Source organism: Paenibacillus faecis (genome assembly GCF_008084145.1).
Taxonomy (GTDB): Bacteria; Bacillota; Bacilli; order Paenibacillales; family Paenibacillaceae; genus Fontibacillus; species Fontibacillus faecis.
Genome location: NZ_VSDO01000002.1, coordinates 1 through 21344, shown reverse-complemented (window position 1 = coordinate 21344; position 21344 = coordinate 1). Strand labels below are relative to the sequence as shown.

At 53.6% G+C, this 21344-nt stretch carries 19 protein-coding genes and 6 tRNA genes; 4 read left to right on the top strand and 21 right to left on the bottom strand.

Going from position 1 to position 21344, the window contains the following annotated elements; translation table 11 throughout:
- Positions 1-264: 264 nt before the first annotated feature.
- The gene (gene uraA / locus FRY98_RS08070) at positions 265-1560 is read left to right on the top strand and encodes a uracil permease (RefSeq protein WP_148451268.1); all 1296 of its coding nucleotides are present in this window, start codon (positions 265-267) and stop codon (positions 1558-1560) included.
- Between the two features lie 120 nt (positions 1561-1680).
- Here uraA and FRY98_RS08065 read toward each other — a convergent pair whose 3' ends face one another.
- The 6 genes from FRY98_RS08065 to FRY98_RS08040 form a co-directional block, all read right to left on the bottom strand.
- Positions 1681-2199 (bottom strand): adenine phosphoribosyltransferase, encoded by a 519-nt coding sequence (locus FRY98_RS08065; protein WP_148451267.1) that lies wholly within the window; start codon positions 2197-2199, stop codon positions 1681-1683.
- A gap of 47 nt (positions 2200-2246) precedes the next feature.
- Complete coding sequence (gene recJ / locus FRY98_RS08060; protein WP_148451266.1) at positions 2247-4652, bottom strand: single-stranded-DNA-specific exonuclease RecJ; 2406 nt, start codon at positions 4650-4652, stop codon at positions 2247-2249.
- Between the two features lie 30 nt (positions 4653-4682).
- Entirely contained in the window at positions 4683-5639 is a 957-nt protein-coding gene (locus FRY98_RS08055; protein ID WP_148451265.1) for a cation diffusion facilitator family transporter, read from the bottom strand.
- A gap of 97 nt (positions 5640-5736) precedes the next feature.
- A complete protein-coding gene (gene secF, locus FRY98_RS08050; RefSeq protein WP_148451264.1) occupies positions 5737-6627 on the bottom strand; it encodes a protein translocase subunit SecF in 891 nt (296 codons plus the stop codon).
- Positions 6617-7870 (bottom strand): protein translocase subunit SecD, encoded by a 1254-nt coding sequence (gene secD / locus FRY98_RS08045; RefSeq protein WP_148451263.1) that lies wholly within the window; start codon positions 7868-7870, stop codon positions 6617-6619. Before secD ends, secF begins: the two co-directional genes overlap by 11 nt.
- Positions 7871-8000: 130 nt before the next feature.
- Positions 8001-8255: a post-transcriptional regulator gene (locus FRY98_RS08040; protein WP_148451262.1), complete on the bottom strand. Its 255-nt coding sequence runs from the start codon at positions 8253-8255 to the stop codon at positions 8001-8003.
- 175 nt (positions 8256-8430) lie between these two features.
- On the opposite strand from FRY98_RS08040, the gene spoVB reads away from it, so the two are divergent.
- A complete protein-coding gene (spoVB, locus tag FRY98_RS08035) occupies positions 8431-10029 on the top strand; it encodes a stage V sporulation protein B (RefSeq protein WP_148451261.1) in 1599 nt (532 codons plus the stop codon).
- Positions 10030-10034: 5 nt separating this feature from the next.
- Here the strand turns inward: spoVB and FRY98_RS08030 are convergent, their stop codons facing one another.
- On the bottom strand, positions 10035-10769 hold the full coding sequence (locus FRY98_RS08030) for a DUF421 domain-containing protein (protein WP_148451260.1): 735 nt from the start codon (positions 10767-10769) through the stop codon (positions 10035-10037).
- A gap of 168 nt (positions 10770-10937) precedes the next feature.
- On the opposite strand from FRY98_RS08030, the gene FRY98_RS08025 reads away from it, so the two are divergent.
- The gene (locus FRY98_RS08025; protein WP_148451259.1) at positions 10938-11330 is read left to right on the top strand and encodes a TIGR04086 family membrane protein; all 393 of its coding nucleotides are present in this window, start codon (positions 10938-10940) and stop codon (positions 11328-11330) included.
- A gap of 77 nt (positions 11331-11407) precedes the next feature.
- Positions 11408-12220, top strand: a complete 813-nt coding sequence (locus FRY98_RS08020) for a phosphatase PAP2 family protein (RefSeq protein ID WP_148451258.1) — start codon at positions 11408-11410, stop codon at positions 12218-12220.
- A 63-nt stretch (positions 12221-12283) separates the two neighbouring features.
- Here the strand turns inward: FRY98_RS08020 and yajC are convergent, their stop codons facing one another.
- The 14 genes from yajC to FRY98_RS07950 form a co-directional block, all read right to left on the bottom strand.
- Complete coding sequence (yajC, locus tag FRY98_RS08015; protein WP_148451257.1) at positions 12284-12601, bottom strand: preprotein translocase subunit YajC; 318 nt, start codon at positions 12599-12601, stop codon at positions 12284-12286.
- A 36-nt stretch (positions 12602-12637) separates the two neighbouring features.
- On the bottom strand, positions 12638-13777 hold the full coding sequence (gene tgt, locus FRY98_RS08010) for a tRNA guanosine(34) transglycosylase Tgt (protein WP_148451256.1): 1140 nt from the start codon (positions 13775-13777) through the stop codon (positions 12638-12640).
- Positions 13778-13800: 23 nt separating this feature from the next.
- Positions 13801-14832 carry a tRNA preQ1(34) S-adenosylmethionine ribosyltransferase-isomerase QueA gene (gene queA / locus FRY98_RS08005; protein WP_148451255.1) on the bottom strand — a complete coding sequence of 344 codons (1032 nt, stop codon included), beginning with the start codon at positions 14830-14832 and terminating at the stop codon, positions 13801-13803.
- Positions 14833-14839: 7 nt separating this feature from the next.
- The gene (locus FRY98_RS08000; protein ID WP_148451254.1) at positions 14840-16936 is read right to left on the bottom strand and encodes a SpoIID/LytB domain-containing protein; all 2097 of its coding nucleotides are present in this window, start codon (positions 16934-16936) and stop codon (positions 14840-14842) included.
- A gap of 64 nt (positions 16937-17000) precedes the next feature.
- Positions 17001-18008 carry a Holliday junction branch migration DNA helicase RuvB gene (ruvB, locus tag FRY98_RS07995; RefSeq protein ID WP_148451253.1) on the bottom strand — a complete coding sequence of 336 codons (1008 nt, stop codon included), beginning with the start codon at positions 18006-18008 and terminating at the stop codon, positions 17001-17003.
- Between the two features lie 30 nt (positions 18009-18038).
- Positions 18039-18656 carry a Holliday junction branch migration protein RuvA gene (gene ruvA, locus FRY98_RS07990; RefSeq protein WP_148451252.1) on the bottom strand — a complete coding sequence of 206 codons (618 nt, stop codon included), beginning with the start codon at positions 18654-18656 and terminating at the stop codon, positions 18039-18041.
- A complete protein-coding gene (ruvC, locus tag FRY98_RS07985; protein WP_148451251.1) occupies positions 18653-19156 on the bottom strand; it encodes a crossover junction endodeoxyribonuclease RuvC in 504 nt (167 codons plus the stop codon). Before ruvC ends, ruvA begins: the two co-directional genes overlap by 4 nt.
- Positions 19157-19397: 241 nt before the next feature.
- Positions 19398-20084: a BofC C-terminal domain-containing protein gene (locus FRY98_RS07980; RefSeq protein ID WP_225039179.1), complete on the bottom strand. Its 687-nt coding sequence runs from the start codon at positions 20082-20084 to the stop codon at positions 19398-19400.
- A gap of 722 nt (positions 20085-20806) precedes the next feature.
- Positions 20807-20880: transfer RNA gene (locus tag FRY98_RS07975), tRNA-Pro, on the bottom strand.
- Between the two features lie 5 nt (positions 20881-20885).
- Positions 20886-20965, bottom strand: a tRNA-Leu gene (locus FRY98_RS07970).
- Positions 20966-20977: 12 nt separating this feature from the next.
- Positions 20978-21054 (bottom strand) — tRNA-Arg (locus tag FRY98_RS07965).
- Positions 21055-21060: 6 nt separating this feature from the next.
- Positions 21061-21135 (bottom strand) — tRNA-Gly (locus FRY98_RS07960).
- 18 nt (positions 21136-21153) lie between these two features.
- Positions 21154-21229: transfer RNA gene (locus FRY98_RS07955), tRNA-Lys, on the bottom strand.
- A 26-nt stretch (positions 21230-21255) separates the two neighbouring features.
- A tRNA-Asp gene (locus FRY98_RS07950) sits at positions 21256-21332 on the bottom strand.
- Positions 21333-21344: the final 12 nt, after the last annotated feature.

The following is a 21344-nucleotide window of genomic DNA, read 5'->3' as shown; positions in this document are numbered from 1 at the left end:
GGGATAACTGCATGTAAGAGGACATTTTTCCCCCATTTTTGATTTCCTATAATTATGACTCCTGTGTCCCCTTCCGTCAACTCTTGACCCATGGTATCCGATGCCAATAAGCCGCTCGAACTCGAAGTATGCAACGTTACGCTTTAGGAGAATCTGTAAAGGAATCCCGCCGAGGGTGAATTTTTCTGTTGAAAAATGTCATCAATCTCTATAATCTATTAAGGATGGTTTTCAATAAGCGGAAAAATAGAGGAGTGACCCCGTTTGCAACGTGAAATTCAAGTGAATGAAAAAGTTCCCTTCGCCCCCGGCGTCCTGCTGAGCCTGCAGCATCTGTTTGCGATGTTCGGCAGCACCGTGCTGGTGCCGAATTTGTTCGGCGTCGACCCGGGCATGATCCTGTTGATGAACGGGATCGGTACGCTGCTTTACATTTTAATCTGTAAAGGAAAAATCCCCGCTTACCTGGGGTCGAGCTTTGCGTTCATCTCCCCTGTTCAGAGCGTGCTGATTTCCCACGCCGACGCGGGCAATGGGTACGCGCTTGCGCTGGGCGCATTCATTATCACCGGTTTGATCTTCATCGTGGTGGGCTTGGTCGCCAAATATGCGGGAACCGGCTGGATCGATGTCGTGTTCCCTCCGGCGGCCATGGGCGCAATCGTGGCCCTGATCGGGCTGGAATTGATCCCGGTTGCCGCAGGTATGGCCGGATGGATCTCCAGCGATCTGACGAAGCCTTGGACGCCCGACCCCTCGACGATCCTGCTCTCCCTGATCACCCTGGCCGTAACGGTGCTCGGCGCCGTTCTGTTCCGCGGATTCCCAAAAATTATCCATATCCTGATCGGAATTGTGGTCGGTTACGTGACCGCCTTTTTTATGGGTCAGGTGAACACGGCGGCGATCGCCCAAGCGAAGTGGTTTACACTTCCGACGATGACTACCCCGCAGTGGGATCCCTCGGTGATTATCACTATCGTTCCCGTCGCCCTGGTCGTGATCGTGGAACATATCGGCCATTTGCTTGTAACGAGCAATATCGTAGGCAAGGATTTATCCAAGGATCCCGGCCTGCATCGCTCGCTCTTCGGTAACGGCTTGTCGACGATTCTGTCCGGCTTCGTCGGTTCGACTCCCAACACGACCTATGGCGAAAACATCGGGGTCATGGCGCTGACCAAAGTCTACTCCATATTTGTCGTGGGCGGAGCGGCGGTTTTTGCCATTCTGCTTTCGTTCTCGGGCAAGTTCTCGGCCATTATCGCCAATATTCCTCCCGCGGTGATGGGCGGCGTCTCCTTGCTGCTGTTCGGCGTTATCGCCGCATCGGGGCTGCGGATTTTTGTGGAGCAGAGAGTCGATTTCTCCAAGCCCACGAACATGCTGCTCGCCACCGTTGTACTGGTCGTTGGCCTCAGCGGCACCAAACTGGTGATGGGTAAAGTGGAATTGAAGGGGATGGCCCTCGCCACGATTGTCGGTATCCTGCTCAGCCTCTTCTTCAAGCTGATTCAAGTTCTGGGCTGGTCCAACGACAAGGACGAAGCGGCCCATTAACGATGGCTCAAACACAAAAGAGCTATGCTTTCCGAATCAAACGATTCGGGAGCATAGCTCTATTTTTTTAGAATATAAATGTCCGTTAATGGACGTATTCCTTATCGCTCAGTTCCATCGTCAGAAATCGTAATGAACCAGGGAAAAGACGTCGATCCCCGGCAGCTTGGCCCGGCCGTTCAAGTCGCCAAGCTCGATCAGGAAGGCGGTGCCGACTACGTTGCCTCCCAGTTTGCGAACCAGGTCGACCGAAGTCGAGATCGTACCGCCGGTGGCCAGAAGATCGTCGGCAATGAGGACATTCTGCCCCGGCTTAACCGCGTCCGTATGCATCGCCAGCTTGTCCTTGCCGTATTCCAGGTCGTAGCCGACCTCGATTGTTTCATAAGGCAGTTTGCCGCTTTTGCGAATCGGGACGAAGCCAACCCCCAGCGCATAAGCGAGCGGAGCGCCGACGACAAAGCCGCGGGCTTCCGGCCCGGCGATCAGGTCGATCTTCAGGTGGGATACCCGGCTCTTGAGTTCTTCGATCGCCAGGCGATATTTCTCGCCGTCATTCAGCAAGGTCGTAATGTCCTTGAAGCTGATCCCCGGCTGCGGGAAATCGGGAATTACCCGGATATAATCTTTAAAATCCAATACAATCTCCTCCTAAGTATGCATAGACGCTATTTAAGTATATATAGCTATGAAGCTCCTTGAATCCGGGTTCGCAGCCATTCGGAAATCTGGGAAACCTTCGCCCGAAGCAGCATCTGCTCCGTCTCTGCGAGGAGCCCCAAATCCCTGTACCGTACGGACGACTCCAGCGGTCGTTTGGACGGGGATGGCATCACGGTTACTATTCCCGAAGACCGCGCAATAAAGCCGAGTTCTTCAAAAACATCCATCGTCAGGGTCAGCATGCGTCTGGACAACCGCGTCCGTGCCATCATGGCCGAAATCAGCTTGTCTTCGGACTGCCCTTCGGCGGCATAGCTTCGGAGCAGCGCATAAACCTGCTTGAACTGATCCCGGTTCGGCGGCTCCAGCAGCTCTTGGACAGGGATTTTCGGATGAAGCAGATAAACCCTTTCCAACGCGCCGAATGAGGCCAGTATGCGGTTCCATTCCACGGGGGTTTTCGGCAGCTCCAGAATGAAGAGCGTCGTTATTACCGCGGCTCCCGTTTCGGGATCATCGGCATTCGCCGATACGGCGCCGACTCTCCTATCATATACCCAAAGCGAGGCCGGATTCAATTCCGGATGATCCAAAATTTCGGAGTCCGGGTTGAGCAGCGCCGCCACCGATTCCGTACGGAATCCCGGGCATTTCAAGAGATCGCCGGTCAGTTCGTTCAGTTTGGCTGTCGGGTTGGCAAAGCCCCGGAAATCATGCACCTGCAAATGGGACACGGCGATATCCTGAATCAGCAATTGCGGTTTTCGCGAGCCGTTCCATTCATTGATTCCCGCCTCCGCTACGATATCGAGCTCCGCTTCCTCGGCGAGCATGATCGCCAGCTCGCCTTTTCCGAAAGCTACGGCTTCCATCGTAGTGTTGTTCTGGGCGACCGTAAGCCGCAAATGTTTGCCGTCCTTGCCGATCGGCTTGCATTCCACCAGCTTCGCTCCACGGATCAACAAACGCGGACAGGGATTTCCCATGCCGAAGGGAGCCAGGGCTTCCATCTGCTCTATGGCCCGCAGGCTGATTTCCGACAGCGAGCACTCCAGGTCGTTCACCATGGTCGGCACAAAGTGCTCCGGCAGCAAGACCCCTGCGGCGAATTCGTTCAACCGCCGCTCAAATTCGGCCAGATGCTCGCGGGAAAGCGACATTCCGGCAGCGGACGGATGCCCGCCGAAATGATCCAGAAGATCGGCGCATTCCGTTAAGGCCTCGTAAATATCGAAACCTGGAATCGAACGGGCCGAGCCTTTGCATTCCCCCGTCTCGGGGTGGATGCCAAGGACTAGGGTCGGCCGGTAGTATCTCTCCAGGATTTTGGAAGCGACGATGCCCACGACGCCGACGTTCCAACCTTCCCCGGCCACGACAATCACGTCCGGCAGCTTTCCCGCCGCCGCCTTAGCTTCCAGGCCGAGCAGGGCTTCCTGAACGATTTGCTCCACCAGTTCCTGGCGCTCTTTGTTCAGGATGTCAAGTTCAAGAGCCGCCGCTTCCGCTTCTTCCGCCATTTCGGTAACGAGCAGCTTCACCGCGCGGTCCGCGTGACTCATTCGTCCGCTGGCGTTGACGCGCGGCGCCAACCCGAAGGCCACGTTCATGGCCGACACTTCCCCCGACTTCCAGCCCGCGGTTTTTAACAGCGCGGTCATCCCGGGGAAAGGCGAATTGGCCATGGACCTCAGGCCGGAGCGGACGATCGCCCGGTTCTCGCCCGTAAGCGGCATTAAATCCGCAATGGTGCCCAAGGCGGCTAGTTCCGTCCAGGATGCGGGCACTTCTTCTCCGAGAAGAGCCGTGGCTAATTTGTAAGCGACGCCTACCCCGGCGAGTCCTTTAAAGGGATAAGAACAGTAAGGAAGTTTAGGGTTTATAAGGGCGTAAGCTTCCGGAAGACGGGACGGCGGCTCATGGTGATCGGTGACGATCACGTCCATCCCGGCCTCCTTGGCAAAAGCGATCTGGTCGACAGCGCTGATCCCCGTGTCCACCGTGAGTACCAGCGTCACTCCGCGTTCCCGGGCCTGCTGCAAAGGCGAAATATGTAGTCCATACCCTTCTTTGGAACGGTGGGGGATGTAATATTCGAAGTCGGCCCCTACATGCCTCATTAAACAAATCATCAAGGCTGTCGACGAAACCCCGTCGGCGTCATAGTCGCCGTAAATCAATATACGTTCCCGGTTCTCCAACGCTTGGCGGATCCGTGGGACCGCCTCCCTCATTCCGCTCAGCAAAAACGGATCATGCAAATCTTCCATGCTCCCGGCCAGGAACGCTGCGGCTTCCTCCGGATTGACCAATCCCCGGGTCACCAGAAGTGAAGCCACCAGCGGCGGGAGTTTCAGCCTCCGCTCCAACTCCGCCGCGGCGGCCTGGTCGCAGGGGAGCGTCTTCCATTGATATTTCGGTTGAATCAAAACCAAACACCTTCTTTCCAAAACCCGTCCCTACTGAAGCAGAGTCGGCAGATCATCGCTGGGGCCTTCGAAGTTGCTTTTATACGGATAGCCGGGATCATACGGCAGCACCTGAATGCTCACTTCGCTGATATGCGAAAACCGCGTCATCAGCAGTACCTTGGCCCGCGTCGCGATCTCATTGGCTTCGAGCACCGTAATTCGCGGATTCACGCTAATTCTTGCGGTAACCGTCACATAGTGACCGTTCTCCTTGGCTTTTAACTCATCCACCGTGATGACACCATGGACCCGCTGAACCGTTTCAATGAACAGGGAAGCGTCCTCTTCCTGGGTGTCCGAGATCAGGGAGCCGTAAACGGTTCCGAGAATCATGCGATACACCCGCCACAGCACCATAACGGATACGAGCAGCGAGGCGACCGGGTCGAGATACAGCAGCAGCGGCACTTCCATCTCCTGGCCGGTCATCGCCCCAAACACACCGATCAAAACGGCGACCGAGGCGTACAGCGAATGTCTGTGCGATTCGACCAGCGTCTGCAGCTGTTCGCTTTTGGATCTTCGAAGTTGACGGTACTGGTATTGAAACAATGCTTCCTGCAGCGCAATCGAGATCACAATGGCCACGCCGGCTAAAGCACCGGGAGGAGCTATCTCCCCCTGGGAAATTTCGCCGATGGAGGAAATGCCCATTTGCAGGCTGCCCATCAGCAAGAACACGGACAGAAAAATGGCCAGCAGCGGCTCTCCCGCTTTGCCGGCACCGGACTGCCGGAATTCCCCGTTTCTTTTGGTTTGTCTTGGGAGCTTGAGTTTCCCGCAAACCAGGGCGGCTCCGTCCGCGGCGGAATGCAGCCCTCCGGCCAGCAGCGCCTTGCTGTCGAAGAGCAATCCGACGGTACCCTTAAATACAGCTAAAACAATATGATTAGCGATACCGAGCCATACTGCGGAATTGGCTGGAACGGCTTGTTCGCGTGACATATGAATCCTCCTGAGACACTTTTTACGTATAGAGCGGGAAAGCCGCGTCATCATTCGACGCGGCTCTATCATACCGAACAAAAGGCAAAGTGGCCTCTTAGGACGCTTTGGCCGGCTTGTTTTTCTGCTTGCTCTTCAAAACGAACCACAACGGGCTTGCGATAAAGATCGAGGAGTAGGCCCCGAACAACAGCCCGATAACCATCGCCAACGAGAACATGCGGATCGATTCTCCACCGAGAAGGAACAGGAAGAAGGCGGCCACAAATACCGTCAAGGCGGTGTAAATCGAACGCATAATGGTCTGCGAAACGCTTCGGTTGACCAGCTCGATCAGGTCCTGGCGGTTTTTCAGCTTGCTGAAACGCAGGTTCTCGCGGATCCGGTCAAAGATAACGATCGTATCATTGATCGAATAGCCGATAATCGTCAAAACGGCGATGATAAAGGTCAAATCGACTTCCAAGCGGAAAATCGAGAACACCGCAACCACCATAAACGCGTCATGCAGCAGGGAGATAATCGCCGCTACGGCAAATCTCCATTCAAAACGGATGCTGACATAAACGATAATGCCCAGACAGGAGATCAGGACGGCATAAATCGCGTTGCGCGCCAATTCCTTGGCCATTTCCGGATCTACCGTATTCACTTCGAAGGAGGCTTTTTCATCGAGTTTCGAAATTTCCCCCTTCAATTTCATTTCCTGATCCTCATTCAAAACCTGGGTAAACCGGATGTTCATCCGTTCCTCACCAGGGCTTATGCTCGCTTCATCCGCGATCTTCAGCTTGTCCAGAATCGGCTGGACTTGCTCCGCGGTGATTCCCTTGCTCAGCGTGATGTCCACGTTGGAGCCGGCCCGGAAGTCGACGCTGTAATTCAGCCCGAATACGGACAAGCAAATAATACCGGCCAGGGTCAGAGCAATCGAGAATATATAAAAATATTTACTAAGATGCACGTAGTTCAAGTTTTTAAAGCTCACGAATTTCACTCTCCTTTACACCGAAGTACTTCGGCTTCAACAGTTTACCGGCTTTTAACAGCAGGTTCAACAGGAAGCGGGAGAGATAGATATTCGTAGCGATACTCAGTACGATCTCTACGATCAGGACCAGCGCAAAGCCTTTAACCGCGCCGGTACCGAACCAGTACATGACGGCCGCAACGATTACCGTTGTAAGTTGAGAGTCCATAACGGTTCGGAAGGAATGCTTGTCCCCGGCTTTGACAGCGGACATGACGCTCTTTCCGTTCTTCATTTCTTCGTGAATCCGTTCGTTGGTAATAATGTTGGCGTCAACCGCCATGCCGACCCCGAGTATTAGTGCCGCAATCCCCGGCAGGGTGAGCGTGAAATCCGCCCAGACAAAGACTAGAATTAACAGCCACGTGTGAACGATCAGCGTGAAGGCGGCGATCAGACCGGGAACCCGGTACATCCCCACCATAAATAGCAAAATAAAAGCGGAAGCAATCAATCCGGCTTCAATCGTCTTATCGAGGGATTGCTTGCCCAGCGTAGCGCCGACGCTTTGCGTATATTTCTCGGTCAGCTTCAGCGGCAACGCGCCAAGGTTGATGACATCGCGAAGTTCCTCGGCTTTCTTGCGGTCCCCGCCCACGGTGATTGTGGCGGTACCATCCGATAGCACGTTTTGTACGATAGGGTCGGAAATCATCTTATCGTTCATGTAAATCGCGAGCGGCTTACCGAGTAAACGCTCCGTAATCTCGGCAAATTTCTTCTTGTCCTTGACTTTGATAGCAACGATCGGCTCGTTCATGGAACCGAGCTCCAGCTTGGCCGCGTTCTCCACAAAATCCGTCCCGACCATTTCGATCTTGTTGTATTCGTTCTCCGATTTTTCCGTTCCATCCTTGCTCCGGAACGTAAGAGAAGCCGGCTCCTTCATCAGCTTGCGAACCTCGGCCTCATCGGTCACACCCGCCAGTTTAAGACGAATGCGGTTCGTCCCTTCCGTCGTTACTTCAGGTTCGCTGGTTCCCAGCTTATTGGCCCGGTCTTCCAGGCTCTGGGCGGTTTTTAACAGCGATTGTCTGGATACCTTTTCCCCGCCTTCCATCGGCGAAGCTTCATACAAAATCTCGAACCCGCCCTTCAGATCCAGTCCGAGATGCACACTTTTCAGCAGTCCGGGGGTTGACCAGGCCATAATGCCGGAAATCACAACCACGACGGTTACGAATGCGAAGATTCTTTTCATCCCGTGCTTACTTCCCCTTTCAGTTCTCAATAGTCCTATTATAGCCATGCCGGAAATGAGCGTCAATTTATCAAATTTTGTCGGTTTTTAAACAGTGGTTAAAATTCCATCACAAAAAAGACCCCTTTCATCAGAAACGGGATCCACGAAATGCGGAAATCGTCAAATAGTTCATAAACTGGGTCGCTTTCAAAGAAAGGATATCATTCACTAACTGATACAATGGAGGGAAGCCTTCTTTCTCGTATTTCTGGCTGACGCACTCCCAGATGTCCCGGCCGGTGACCTGTTCATAGCCGATTAACCGAAATTCCTCCGCTTTGCTGACGCAAAGGCTTTCGATCGCTTCGTTCAACTGCTTCTCGCTCATTTCATCTTCAGCCATCGTGATGCCTCCTTCCATCTCCCCGTCTTATTACATTCTACCTTAATTTTTGGATTCCTGCATAAAGACCAAAAAAGACAAGTCATGAAGTGGGACAGGACCGGCATATGGTTATTAACAACCGCGGGTCTTGCATCCACCGCAAGATCGCTTAATAAGGAGAGAGGGAATCCATTTGAATAAACAGACCTTTATCCAGGGCACGATGATACTGCTGGCCGCTAGTATAGTCAACCGCATACTCGGGTTTATACCGCGAATATTGCTGCCCAGGGTGATCGGAGCCGAGGGCGTCGGGCTCTACCAGCTCGGTTACCCGTTCTTTCTCGTGATCGTCACGCTGATCGCCGGTGGAATCCCCCTTGCTGTCGCGAAGCTGGTGGCCGAGGCGGAATCGGCCGGCACCCCCGAACGCTCCAAAGCCATCCTGCGTACAAGCCTGATTTTCGCGACCGGAGCCGGGTTGTTCTTTACGGTCTTGTGCGTCGCTTTGGCTCCTTTAGTCACGCGCTACATTTTGACGGATCCGCGGGTTTACCAGACCTTCCTGGCCATGAGCCCGATGATCGTCATCGTAGCCGTTTCGTCCGTATTCCGCGGCTATTTTCAAGGGAAGCAGGACATGATCCCTTCAGCCGTATCTTCCATTCTGGAAACCGTAGCCCGGATCATCTGCGTCCTGTGGTTTTCCTTTCTGCTGCTGCCGATGGGCGTTGAATATGCCGCCGCCGGCGCCATGCTGGGCGTCGTTGTCGGCGAAATTGCCGGGATGGCGGTTCTGCTATGGCAGTATCGCCGCCTAAAACGGCGGGAACCGGGCACGAACGGTTCCTCTGGTTCTCTTGAAGCTTCCGAACCTTCCTCCGGAATCGGGGAGAAGTACAAGACTTTTTCCGCAACGCTCCGCAAAATTTTGCGTATCGCCATCCCGGTTACCGGCGGTCGATTGGTCGGATCGTTATCCTATTTGCTGGAGTCCATTACCACCGCACAGAGTCTTGCCATTGCCGGAATCGCTACCGCGGTGGCCACCGCCCAATATGGAGCGCTGCAGGGCATGGTTATTCCCCTGCTCCTGCTGCCGGGAGCCTTGACCTCCGCCCTGGCGGTGTCCCTGGTTCCTTCCTTGGCCGAAGCGCAAGCCCGGGGGGATCATCGGACGATTCATTTGCGGCTGCATCAATCCATCCGGCTTGCGCTCGTCACCGGAGCCCCTTTTGCCGCGATTATGTATGTTTTGGCCGGGCCGCTTTGCGAATTGGTTTACAATAACGGAGAAATTGCGGGCATGTTGAAAATAATGGCCCCTTTTGCCCTGCTCCTCTACGTTCAGACCCCGCTGCAGGCCACGCTTCAAGCTCTGGATAAGCCGGGGCGGGCTCTCGTCAACACGCTGATCGGGGCGATCGTTAAGATCATTCTCATTTTTTATCTCGCATCCAACCCGACGCTGGGCATCTATGGAGCCATTCTGGCCATCATCGTCAACTTTGTGATCGTCACTTTGCTTCATGGCCAAAGCGTCGCCAAAGCGTTAAATTACCGGCTGCCGCTGCTCGATCTGGCCAAAGTCGTTTGCGCGATGATCATCATGGCCGGGGCCGCCTCCTATCTCTATCACGAAGTTCCCATGGGCGGCGGCGAAGGAGTTCAATTTCTGGCATCCGTTTCGCTTTCCGGCATCCTATACCTCATCTTATCCGGGTTGTTGGGACTCGTGGATTTACACGACTTGAAGCGTCTCCCCTTATTCCGGAGATGGTTCAAGGCCTAAATGTTCTAATCCTCTTTCTTTCGGTTGATGTAAAATCTGCCCCTGTGATCGATCGAACAGAAAAAAACATCCTTGAAATCGGTGATTCCCTTGGCCTGAATTTGATTTTTCAACCAGAACCGGGTTTTGCCGATTCGTTTCAAATTGTGATCGTCCACTTTTCCGTCCAAAATCAGCGGCAGGGGTAGAGCTTCGTATTTTACTTTGGGGACGAGTGACGGGAATTCCGATTCCTTGCTCTTCCCCTCTTTTGTGGGCTGTTCGCCAGCCTGTGTTTTATCCTTCGGCAGCACGCTGAGCTTGCCGCTCGTTTCCAGCACGGCAAACTCCACATCGGCCACGCTGTCTATATTTTGGGAACGCAGCTGCATCAATAAATCGTCCAGATTGTAGCGCTGCCTCCTCATTTCTTTTTGATTGATATCCCCGTTGCGAATAATGACGCTCGGCTCGCCGTCGAACCAAAGCCGAACCTTGCGGAATTTCAGGGAAAGGAAGGCGATGCTGATTTGGATGAGCAGCAGCGTAATCATTGGTGCGATTCCTTCAAATAGAGGGCGTTTCAGATCCTCCAGAGCGAAGACCGCAATCTCCGCGATCATAATCGAAATGACCAGATCAAAAATGGACAGCTGACCGATTTCTCTTTTGCCCATAATCCGCATCACTCCGAAAACCAATACATACATCAGCAGCGTCCGAGAAACGACAAGTACCAGATGTGTCCAATGCCCGGCCATAGCCTGTTCCCTCCCGTCATTACACCAAAGTATGGGGCGTACTTGTATTCTGGCTTTTGCTTCCCGCTTACATGCCAAACAATATATTCCTGATTTTTTGGACGGCCAGTCATAACGGGCCCGGCTTGGCCATAAAATGGGTTATCAATATCGAATGGAGGTCTTGCCATGCATCTCATTCGCCGTATATTCGCCTTCCGCCTTTCTCACCCTACCTTGTCCGGGTTATGGCACGCTTTTTTGTGGATGATGATCGGTGCCCTAATTTTATCGTTGCTGTTGCAATCGGGAATTTTGGAAGAAGAGGATCTCACTTTGTATACCTATCTGGTACACGGTATTTCCCTGGTCGCCGGAGGGGTGGTTTCCGGAAAAAAAGCCAGGCAAAAAGGATTGTACCAAGGCTCCCTCACAGGTGTGCTGTACGGGCTGCTGTTGCTCCTTGTCAGTTTTTTGGCATTGGACAATGCCCTGGGCGTGCGGGAGTTTGCACTGCTCATCCCTTCGCTGTTCCTGGGTGCGGTCGGCGGGGTTTTTGGCGTAAACTTTGCTAAAAAGTAACGGAACTGCAAACTTCCCGTCTCTCTGCTATGGTAATCTTTCATAGGTGATGATGTTATCTAGTAGGGGGCTTGGTCGTGCAGTTTCATTCAATGTCTACAATTTCCTGGCTAACGGCGGCGGTATTTCTTCTTTTTGTCACGCTATGCTGCACCCGTTCTTTATGGGCCGCGGTATCCGCTTTGTTAAGCTTGTTGGTCAAATCCCGAAGAATGCTTCTCGTGGTGGCGCTGATGGTGGGCGTGCTGCTCCTAAACAGTCTGGAATTGACCTGGGAACAAAATTACAGCTATTCCGCCGATTTTACGCCCTGGGTGTTCCAACTGGAGGGCCACTTCGTTGCCTTTTTTCAGCAGCTTTTTCATGCCCAGGGAGTGACTTTGGTCGTATCCTTCTTTTACCTGGTCGTATTTCAAGCGCTTATTTTAGCCTCGCTGTTTATCTATGCGGGAGACGGCCGGCGGCTCTTCGTATATGCCACTTGCTGTACGGTGATGCTGAATTATCTGGTCGCCCTCCCCTTTTACGCGCTGTTTCCGGTCAACGAAGTATGGTCCTACCCGCCATCGGGGGCTTCGTTTTACATGTTGGAGGCTTTTCCGAAATTCAACGAGCTGTACCGTCCGTTGTCGGGTATCAACAACTGCTTTCCCAGCCTGCATACATCGATTTCGGTTTCCATGGCCATCCTGGCGATCCGTTCGGGAAACCGGAGCTGGGCGATCGCGGCTACGGGAAGCGCAGCGGTGATTGTTTTTTCCATTTTTTATTTGGGCATTCACTGGTTTACGGATATGATCGGCGGATTGCTTCTGGCCACTTTGGCTTCCGGGCTGGGCATAAAATGGGCCTGTTCCCTCGACCGAAGCCCGGATTCGTTATCTTCCTAGGTCAAAAAAAAGAGCCTGAAGTTATAAACTTCAGGTTCTTTTTTGATTTGATCCCGTACGCGCTTAGGCCTTTTCATCCACCCGGTGGCTGATGGCATTGCGGTCAAACGTCATTTTGGTCACATCGTTGACGCGAATGACAACCGTATCGTCTGTCAATTCAACAATCGTCCCGTGCAGGCCGCCGATCGTCACGATCTTATCCCCTTTTTGGAGCGCGTTAAGCATCGTATTGCGGGTTTGCTGTTTTTTCTTCTGAGGACGGATCAGCAAGAAGTAGAACACGGCAAACATAATAACGAGCGGCAGGATAAACGAAAGCAGTCCCCCTGTTCCCGGTGCTCCGGCCGTTGACGTTGCCGCGTAAAATTGTTGGAACATCCCATTTTTCCCCCTTTCATGGCATATCCGAATTGTTTAAAAACCTTTTTCATTGCCAAAAAGACCGTACTTTTCGAAAAACTCATCCCGGAAGTCCAGCAATCTGTCATCCATGATCGCCTGGCGGACATTGTCCATCAGCTTGATCAGGAAATGCAGATTATGATATGTAGTCAGCCGGAGTCCGAACGTTTCGTCGGCTTTGATCAAATGACGAAGATAAGCGCGGGAATAATTCCGGCAGGTGTAGCAATCGCATTCCGGGTCCAGTGGTCCGAAGTCTTTGGCATACTGAGCGTTTCGGACGACCAGTCTTCCCTGGCTCGTCATCGTGGTGCCGTTGCGGGCAATCCGTGTCGGCAATACGCAGTCAAACATATCGACGCCCCGAATCGCACCTTCAATCAGCGCATCCGGAGATCCGACCCCCATCAAGTAACGGGGCTTGTCCGTCGGCAGCAAAGGTACCGTATAATCCAACACTTCGTACATCAGATGCTTCGGTTCACCCACACTCAGTCCACCAATAGCATACCCCGGAAAATCAAGGGAAGTCAAATCCTTGGCGCTTTGCTTGCGCAAGTCTTCATGCATGCCGCCCTGAACAATGGCAAACAGCCCTTGGTCATGCGGACGGGCATGGCTCTTCAGGCAGCGTTCGGCCCAGCGGCTTGTCCGCTCCAGGGATTTCTTCACATACTCGTAGTCCGCCGGATAGGGCGGGCATTCATCGAAGGCCATCATAATATCGGAACCCAGCGCGTTCTGGATTTCCATGGCTACCTCGGGGGAAAGAAACAATTTGTCTCCATTAAGGTGCGAACGAAAATGAACGCCTTCCTCCGTAATTTTGCGCATTTCACTCAGGGAAAACACCTGAAATCCGCCACTGTCCGTCAGGATGGCGCGATCCCAGTTCATGAATTTATGCAGCCCGCCCGCTTCACGAATGATTTCATGCCCGGGACGAAGGAACAAGTGATACGTGTTGCTTAAAATAATTCGCGCATCCATCTCCTTAAGCTCTTCCGGGCTCATCGTCTTGACGGTGGCCTGCGTTCCGACAGGCATAAAGACGGGGGTATCGAAACTGCCGTGGGGGGTATGCACACGCCCAAGCCTCGCTCCCGATTGCTTGCAGGTTTTAATATGCTCATAAGTAATCGCTGCTGCCATTTATCATCCATCCTCTTGTAGCATTAGTAAATAAACATCGCGTCTCCAAAACTGAAGAACCGATATCTGTGCTCAACCGCTTCCCGGTAAGCCCGCAAAATCGTCTCCCGGCCCGCTAAGGCGCTGACCAGCATAACCAGCGTGGACTTTGGAAGATGAAAATTTGTAATCAGCGCATCAACCAGTCCAAATGAATAACCCGGATAAATAAAGATTCCGGTCCAACCGCTGCTTTCGACCACCGGACCGCCCCCGCATTTCTGCGCCACCGTTTCCAGCGTCCGTGCGGAAGTCGTTCCGACAGCGATGATCCGGCCGCCTCTCGCCTTCGTCGCGTTCAAGAGATCCGCGGTTTCTTGGGGTAAAACGTAATACTCCTCATGCATCACATGCTCTTCGACACGGTCGACCGACATCGGCCGAAATGTTCCCAGGCCGACATGCAGCGTCACAAAAGCAATATCGACCCCTTTATTCCGAATCTCATCCAGCAGTTCCTCCGTAAAATGAAGCCCTGCCGTCGGGGCCGCCGCCGAACCTTCATGCTTCGAGTAAACCGTCTGATATCTTTCCCGATCATCCAGCTTCTCCTTGATATAAGGCGGGAGCGGCATCTGCCCCAAGCGGTCGAGAATTTCGTTAAAGATCCCCTGGTAAGAAAAACGCAGCACGCGACCGCCCATCTCGCCTTCTTGTTCGATCGTCGCCTGCAATTCTTCGCCGAACCGAATGACCGCTCCGGTTCTCAGCTTTTTCCCGGGTTTGACCAAGGCTTCCCAACGATCTTCTCCCAGATTTTTCAGCAGGAGAACCTCCGCTTTGGCCCCGGTATCCTCCTTGACCCCGAATAACCGGGCGGGAATGACACGGGTGTCATTCAGGACCAGGGTATCGCCCGGCTGTAAATATTCCAAGATCTCCGAGAAAGCGGAGTGATGCCTGATGCTTCCGTCGCGTTTATTCAAAGCCAGCAGCCGGGAGGCGGTACGTTCCGCCAGCGGTGTCTGGGCAATCAATTCTTCCAGTAATTCAAAATCGTACAGATCTACATTCATATTGGCTTCATTCCTTGACAATAGTCGCATTTTGATAGTAGTGTTGCAAGATTTTCCGATAATCATACCCTGCATCGGCCATTCCTTTGGCCCCCCATTGGGATAATCCAAGTCCGTGGCCATTTCCTTTGCCGATAAACAAGAACGACCGGGACTCATCCACCACGCGGGCCGCACCTTTGCCGTCCATCACAACGAGGTTCCCTCCGGACAAGTTTTTGGAGCCGGAAGCGGCTAAGATTTGAGTGCCGTCCGAAACCGCTTTGCTGGCGGCAACGCCATCCGCACCTTGTACAGTATAACGCCCGGTAGGCACAATATCAAACAGGGTGCTCGGCAGGCCGTTCAACGCCGACCGTAAAGCATCGGGATATTTGACGTCAATAACTTGGCCGTTGGCTTTGACCTCGATGGCGCGGCCGGACGGCCCTCTTTGAGTGACCTCAAGACTGGTGATGGGCGAAGGTACCGGCGTGCTCGTCTTCCCTTTCAACGCTTTCTCCAATTGCTCCGAGTTGAAGGGGCCCCGAATCCAGGCATAGGCGTTGGATTCGACCTGTTTGTCCAGCACGATCGCCTGGTCGCCGGCATTGATTGCGGCGACGGCATCCACTCCCGATTGAACCAACGGCAGCGGTCTGACCATCACCGAATTGGTCTTCGCGGTCAGCTTTTTTAGTCCGGCCGCCGTCGAGGCTCCCGTCAATTCAACCTGGTCTTCCCGGACATAGCCTGTCTTTCCGTTCGGCAAAATGACATAGTACCAGGATTTCAAACCGGCCTGCGCCGCCTGATCCTCCTTGCTCTGCACATAGGAGAAAACCGGGTCAATGCTGTTCCAGACTTCCGAAGAATCCGCTGTGGCCCCGCCGCTGTTGGAGGAGAAAATCCCCTCGATCACTTTGCCGTTCGCCATAAGGACTTCGCCAGCCGTGCTGTCCACCGCCTGTTTTACGCTATCCGCTTCCTTTTCCGCTCCGTTATACACCTGGCTTAAGGTCGTGTCGACCAAACCGGCAACTTTAAAACGGTTGCTGGAGGCGTTGTACATCGCGTAACTCCGGGCGGCCACCGCCTGCGCCTTCAGGGATTCCTTGGGCCAGGAAGTAGGAACCTCGGCGGCCACGACGGAGTACAAATATTGCTCAAGCGGGACTTCGTTGACCAGGGCCAATTGGCCGTTGTACCGGCTAATTTCAAAGTCACCGCGGTACTTGCGGTTGGATCGTTCCACGACTTGGATCAAGGAATCCTCCGCATCCCAAACCCGCAGAGCCGCATCGGTTCCGCTAAGTTCAAAATGCTCCATCGGCGAGGGCGCCGCCAGGTTCAGCGTAACGTCGCTATGGACAAGCAGAGCGGGCTGGCTCGTGTTTGCCGTCGTCCAGGAAAGCTGGGGCGCCGTCTGGGCCAGTTGTCCTTTCAACTCCGCCAGATCGGCCTCGTTCGCCGCGCCCCCTGCCCAGACGCTGTATTGCTGTGGCCCGGTAAGAACCACAAACGCTTCCGCGTTCGGCACCTCCAGGGAAGCGCGCACCGCTTCCGCTTCCGCCTTGCTGGCGAAATTGCCTGCGGAAGCATAATGAACGCCGCGCACGGAAGGCTTTTGGCCTTTGAGCGAGGCGGAAAGGGCAGATGCGGTACGGTCCGCGGCTTTCTGGGCTTCCGCCGCGCTTGCGTAAGGGCCGGTGTATATCAGATAGCGGTTGCCTCCGCTTTGCTTCTGTAGTATTGCGACCGGCTTATCGGCGGTTCCTTGCAGTTTTTTTATCGCAGCCGCAATCGCATTCCAGTCCGTGCTCTCCATGACCTTTACCTTATATCCGGAAACGCTGAAGCGGGCGGATTCTCCGGCAGACAGCTGTATCCAGTTGTCGCCTGCCGTCCCCGGCCCGGCTCCCCAAGCGGATTCCGCTTTCAAAGTCACCGCCGGGACGACCGACTTGTATGTGCCCCCGAAGTCCAAGAACATAGCGACCCTCACATTCGCGCCTGTCCCGCTATCCGCGGAAGCGGGAAGGTGAAGAGCTCCGGCCAGCAAAAGCCCGGCTAACAGACCTTTTCCCCAAGGTCTCCGGGACGTTCCCGGCGTTTTGTTCATCATGTCGCACTCCTCCTCCAAGTTGCTGTTGCTGTCCCATTGCGAAGATTGAACTGGGAAGCCCCCCTTATTTGGGCGGTTCCGGCAAAGGCAGGCCCAAGTGGGCATAAGCCGCCGGCGTGACCATCCGGCCGCGCGGTGTCCGCTGCAAATAACCGATCTGCAGCAGATACGGTTCGTACACATCCTCAATCGTTTGGCTCTCTTCGCCGATGGTCGCCGCGATCGTATCCAGGCCGACCGGTCCGCCGCGGAAGCTCATGATCATGGCTCGAAGCATCTTATGGTCGATGAGATCCAGTCCCATCGGATCCACCTGCAGCATTTCCAGCGCTTCTTTGGCAATTTCCGGCGTAATCATGCCGTCGCCGCGGACTTGCGCGTAATCCCTTACCCGCTTCAGCAGACGGTTGGCAATCCGCGGCGTTCCCCGCGAGCGGAGCGCAATTTCGTCGGAGGCATTCCCCAGGATCGGGATCCCCAGGATGTCGGCGCCCCGGGACACAATAAAGCTGAGTTCATCCCGGGTATAGAACTCCAGGCGGCTCACTACGCCAAACCGGTCGCGTAGCGGCGCGGACAACAGTCCGGCGCGGGTTGTTGCGCCTACCAGGGTAAATGGCGGCAGGTCCAGTCGGACAGAGCGCGCGCTTGGCCCCTTGCCGATCATAATATCCAGCGCAAAGTCCTCCATAGCCGGATAGAGCACTTCCTCGACGGTTCGATGCAGGCGGTGGATTTCATCGATAAAAAGAACATCGCCTTCCTGCAAATTCGTCAGCAAGGCGGCCAGATCACCAGGGCGCTCGATCGCCGGTCCCGAAGTCGTCCGCAGATTGACCCCCAGTTCATTGGCGATAATATTCGCGAGCGTCGTTTTCCCCAATCCCGGCGGTCCGTAAAGAAGCACATGATCCAAAGCTTCCTTGCGCATCTTGGCCGCTTCGATATAAATTTTCAGATTTTCCTTGATCCGTTCCTGCCCGATATATTCCGCCAAATAGCGAGGGCGAAGGCTCAGCTCCACGGCTTGGTCTTCCATCATCAGATTCGCCGAAATGATTCGGTCTTCCATCTGTCAGCACCTCTTTCCTTCAGCCTATGATCAACCCGCGTACAGCAGCTTGAGGGCCTTTTTCATTACCGAATCGACAGCTTCATCCACATGCACCTGATCTTTTAACGTATTCCACACGCGATCCAGCTCGGCGTCGGTATATCCCAGCGCCTTTAATCCTTCCCGGGCTTCCGGCCACCCCGGAACCCCCTCCACAGACACGACGGCGGCCGGTACCGGGTCAAACAGCGAGGCGGTACCACCCATGCCTTCCAGCTTGTCCTTGAGGTCCAAGATCATCCGCTGAGCCGTCTTCTTGCCGATGCCCGGAAGCTTCGTCAAAAACGAAATATTCTCTTGATGAATCGCCGCAACCACGGTATCCGGATTTCCTCCGCTTAAAATCCCCAAAGCCACTTTGGGACCGATCCCCGACACTTCAATAAGCTTACGGAATAAGCGTTGTTCTTCCCTGGACGGGAAGCCAAACAGCAGGATGGCGTCCTCACGGACGTGATGATGCGTGTAAACGGTGATGATCTCTTGATTTTTGGCGGCAAAGGCATACGGATTCGGACAGAAGACCCGGTAACCGATTCCTTGTACATCGAGTACGATATATTCACTTTCAAGATGGGCAACCTGGCCCCGTAAAAAATCAATCATGACCGCAATACCTCATTTATCTTGGAATTTAGCGTGCTGGAATGGGCATGGCAGATAGCCACGGCAAGCGCATCGGCTACGTCATCCGGTTTTGGAATGGCCTGGAGCTTCAGGAACATTCTCGTCATCTCCTGAACCTGGCGCTTCTCCGCCTTTCCGTATCCGACGATCGCCTGTTTAACTTGCATCGGAGTGTATTCCGAAACCGGCAAACCTTTTTGCACCGCCGCCAGTACCATCACGCCCCGAGCTTGTCCAACCGACATCGCCGTAGTTACATTCCGATTAAAAAACAGCTTCTCTAAAGCGACCGCATCGGGCTTGTACTTGTCGATCAGCTGTACCATGCCCTCATACACATGCAGCAGCCGCTCTTCCTCCGGCGTATGGGCCTCTGTCTGGATGCAGCCGTACTGGACGGGCACCAGCTTGCTTCCCTGCTTATCGATAAAACCGAAACCGACAATCGCGATTCCGGGGTCAATTCCCAATATGCGCAAAATCCAATCTCTCCCTAACCTGCTCGATTCGAATCTCCGATGGATTGTGTAAGACAAGTCCCTCGGGGATATGTCCGGTAAAGCGAACATATGTATTCACTTCATTATAACAAAAGTTTGAAGGGGTTGAGGAAAAACTTTATATAAATTCAAAGGGGACTCGTACAACAAAAAAGAGACGCTGCTTCGCAACGTCCCTGAATTCTTTACTACTTTAACCGCAATCGGCTGCGTCCTTACCCTAATCACCGGCTGGCTTCATGGCTCCTTCGGATGCTTCCACCGCATAGTCGCTAAAGGTGGATAAAACGCTGTTGTACTCCTCGATATCCCGGATGCGAATTCCGTTTTGTAACTGCTCCAAGACTTCGGTAGGCAGGGCGCTTTCCATGGTCTCCACGTCCAACTGAAAAAAGGTTCGGATGACTTTTTCTTCTTTCGGTGGTCCTTCAAAAAGGCTAAGGTATCCTTTCTTATCAATACCTACATAACCGTCGCGTTCGCATATATCCGACATGCCTTGCACTTGTTCGTCAAACCATACGTCGCCGCCGGGGGCCAAACGTCCGCTCCATTCCGGGTGCTGTTTGGCCAGCGTCTCGATCTCCTCGGGCCGCATCAACCCCAGAACCGAGCTTTCTTGTCCGCAGGTGTAATTTTGGTTCAAATGAACAATCCGGAGTTGCTTCGTTCCCCTTAAATCTTCGAGCCAGCGTTCGGTATCTTGCCCACCGTCCGGGGCATACCAGCTGCCGAAGGTTTCCAAGGCCAGCGGCTCTTCCGTCATCAAGCGCTCCATCTGTTCGGAAAGCGGCAAGCCGAGCCATGCCATAAAGGCAACGATACCGCAAGCACAGAAGGTAAGAATCGTACGCCTCCAGGCTCTCCAACGTTTCTCTAGCCACTTTACAGGATGAAATTTATTCACGAGGATCCCCTTCTATCGGAGTTTTATTGTATATTTTGACCTCGTGATTCTTGAAATATACCGACTTCCGTCACTCGGCTCGATATTTGCAATCCCCCCCGTGTGAACGGGTGGTTTGCTCTAAGGCTATAAGCCTTATTACCGGCTCGCGTCTAAAGGCGCTTGCTTTCACTACGTTCAAGCTACTATACCGCTGCAGCTTTTGACTACCCCTGAAGGGGTGCGATTATTACTGGTACCCCTTCAGACAACCTCGATAATATAGAATTCCTGCATATGTGCAGGTTTTTTTCTTGTTTGGGGCCAAAAATTTCAAAATTCCTGCAAATCTGCAGGAATTTTCGACGAAACCGGCTCGTTTCTCTAAACTCGCTAGACATTCCTGCAGATTTGCATCTTTTTTCGTTTTCCCCTCGAGGATCGGCTTAAATACCTGCAGATTTGCATCTTTTTGGAGTCGGAAGCTTGGAAGCACACTAGGCGCCTCTTTGGATGTGACATATCACTTCCATTGGCCATTAAACCACCTCTTCCTTTCGTTATACACAGTAGCTTGAACATTGAACACTCCTAATATCACGAACCCATCAGGCGTTTTTTTTACTGTAAAGATCACTACATCACCCGCATAGCAAGTGGTTTTTGCTGCGCACGCTTCGCGAGCTCAACCGGCTAAAGCCCCAAATAAAAAAACAGCCATCCGGAAGATGACTGTTTTTGAATCGGGACGACACGATTCGAACATGCGACCCCCTGGTCCCAAACCAGGTGCTCTACCAAGCTGAGCTACGTCCCGATATATGCCGGTGAAGGGACTCGAACCCCCACGGTTTCCCTCACGATTTTGAGTCGCGCGCGTCTGCCAATTCCGCCACACCGGCTTATAAAGAAAATGGCGCGCCCTAAGAGATTCGAACTCCTGACCTTTTGATTCGTAGTCAAACGCTCTATCCAGCTGAGCTAAGGGCGCGTATTATGGAGCGGACGACGGGAATCGAACCCGCGACCCTCGCCTTGGCAAGGCGATGCTCTACCGCTGAGCCACGTCCGCAAAGATAAAAAATAAAACTGGTGAGCCATGAAGGACTCGAACCTTCGACACCCTGATTAAAAGTCAGGTGCTCTACCAACTGAGCTAATGGCTCGCATAAGCGAAATCTAAAGATGTAAATGGCGGAGCCGACGGGATTCGAACCCGCGGTCTCCTGCGTGACAGGCAGGCATGTTAGGCCTCTACACCACGGCTCCACACTAGTTAGG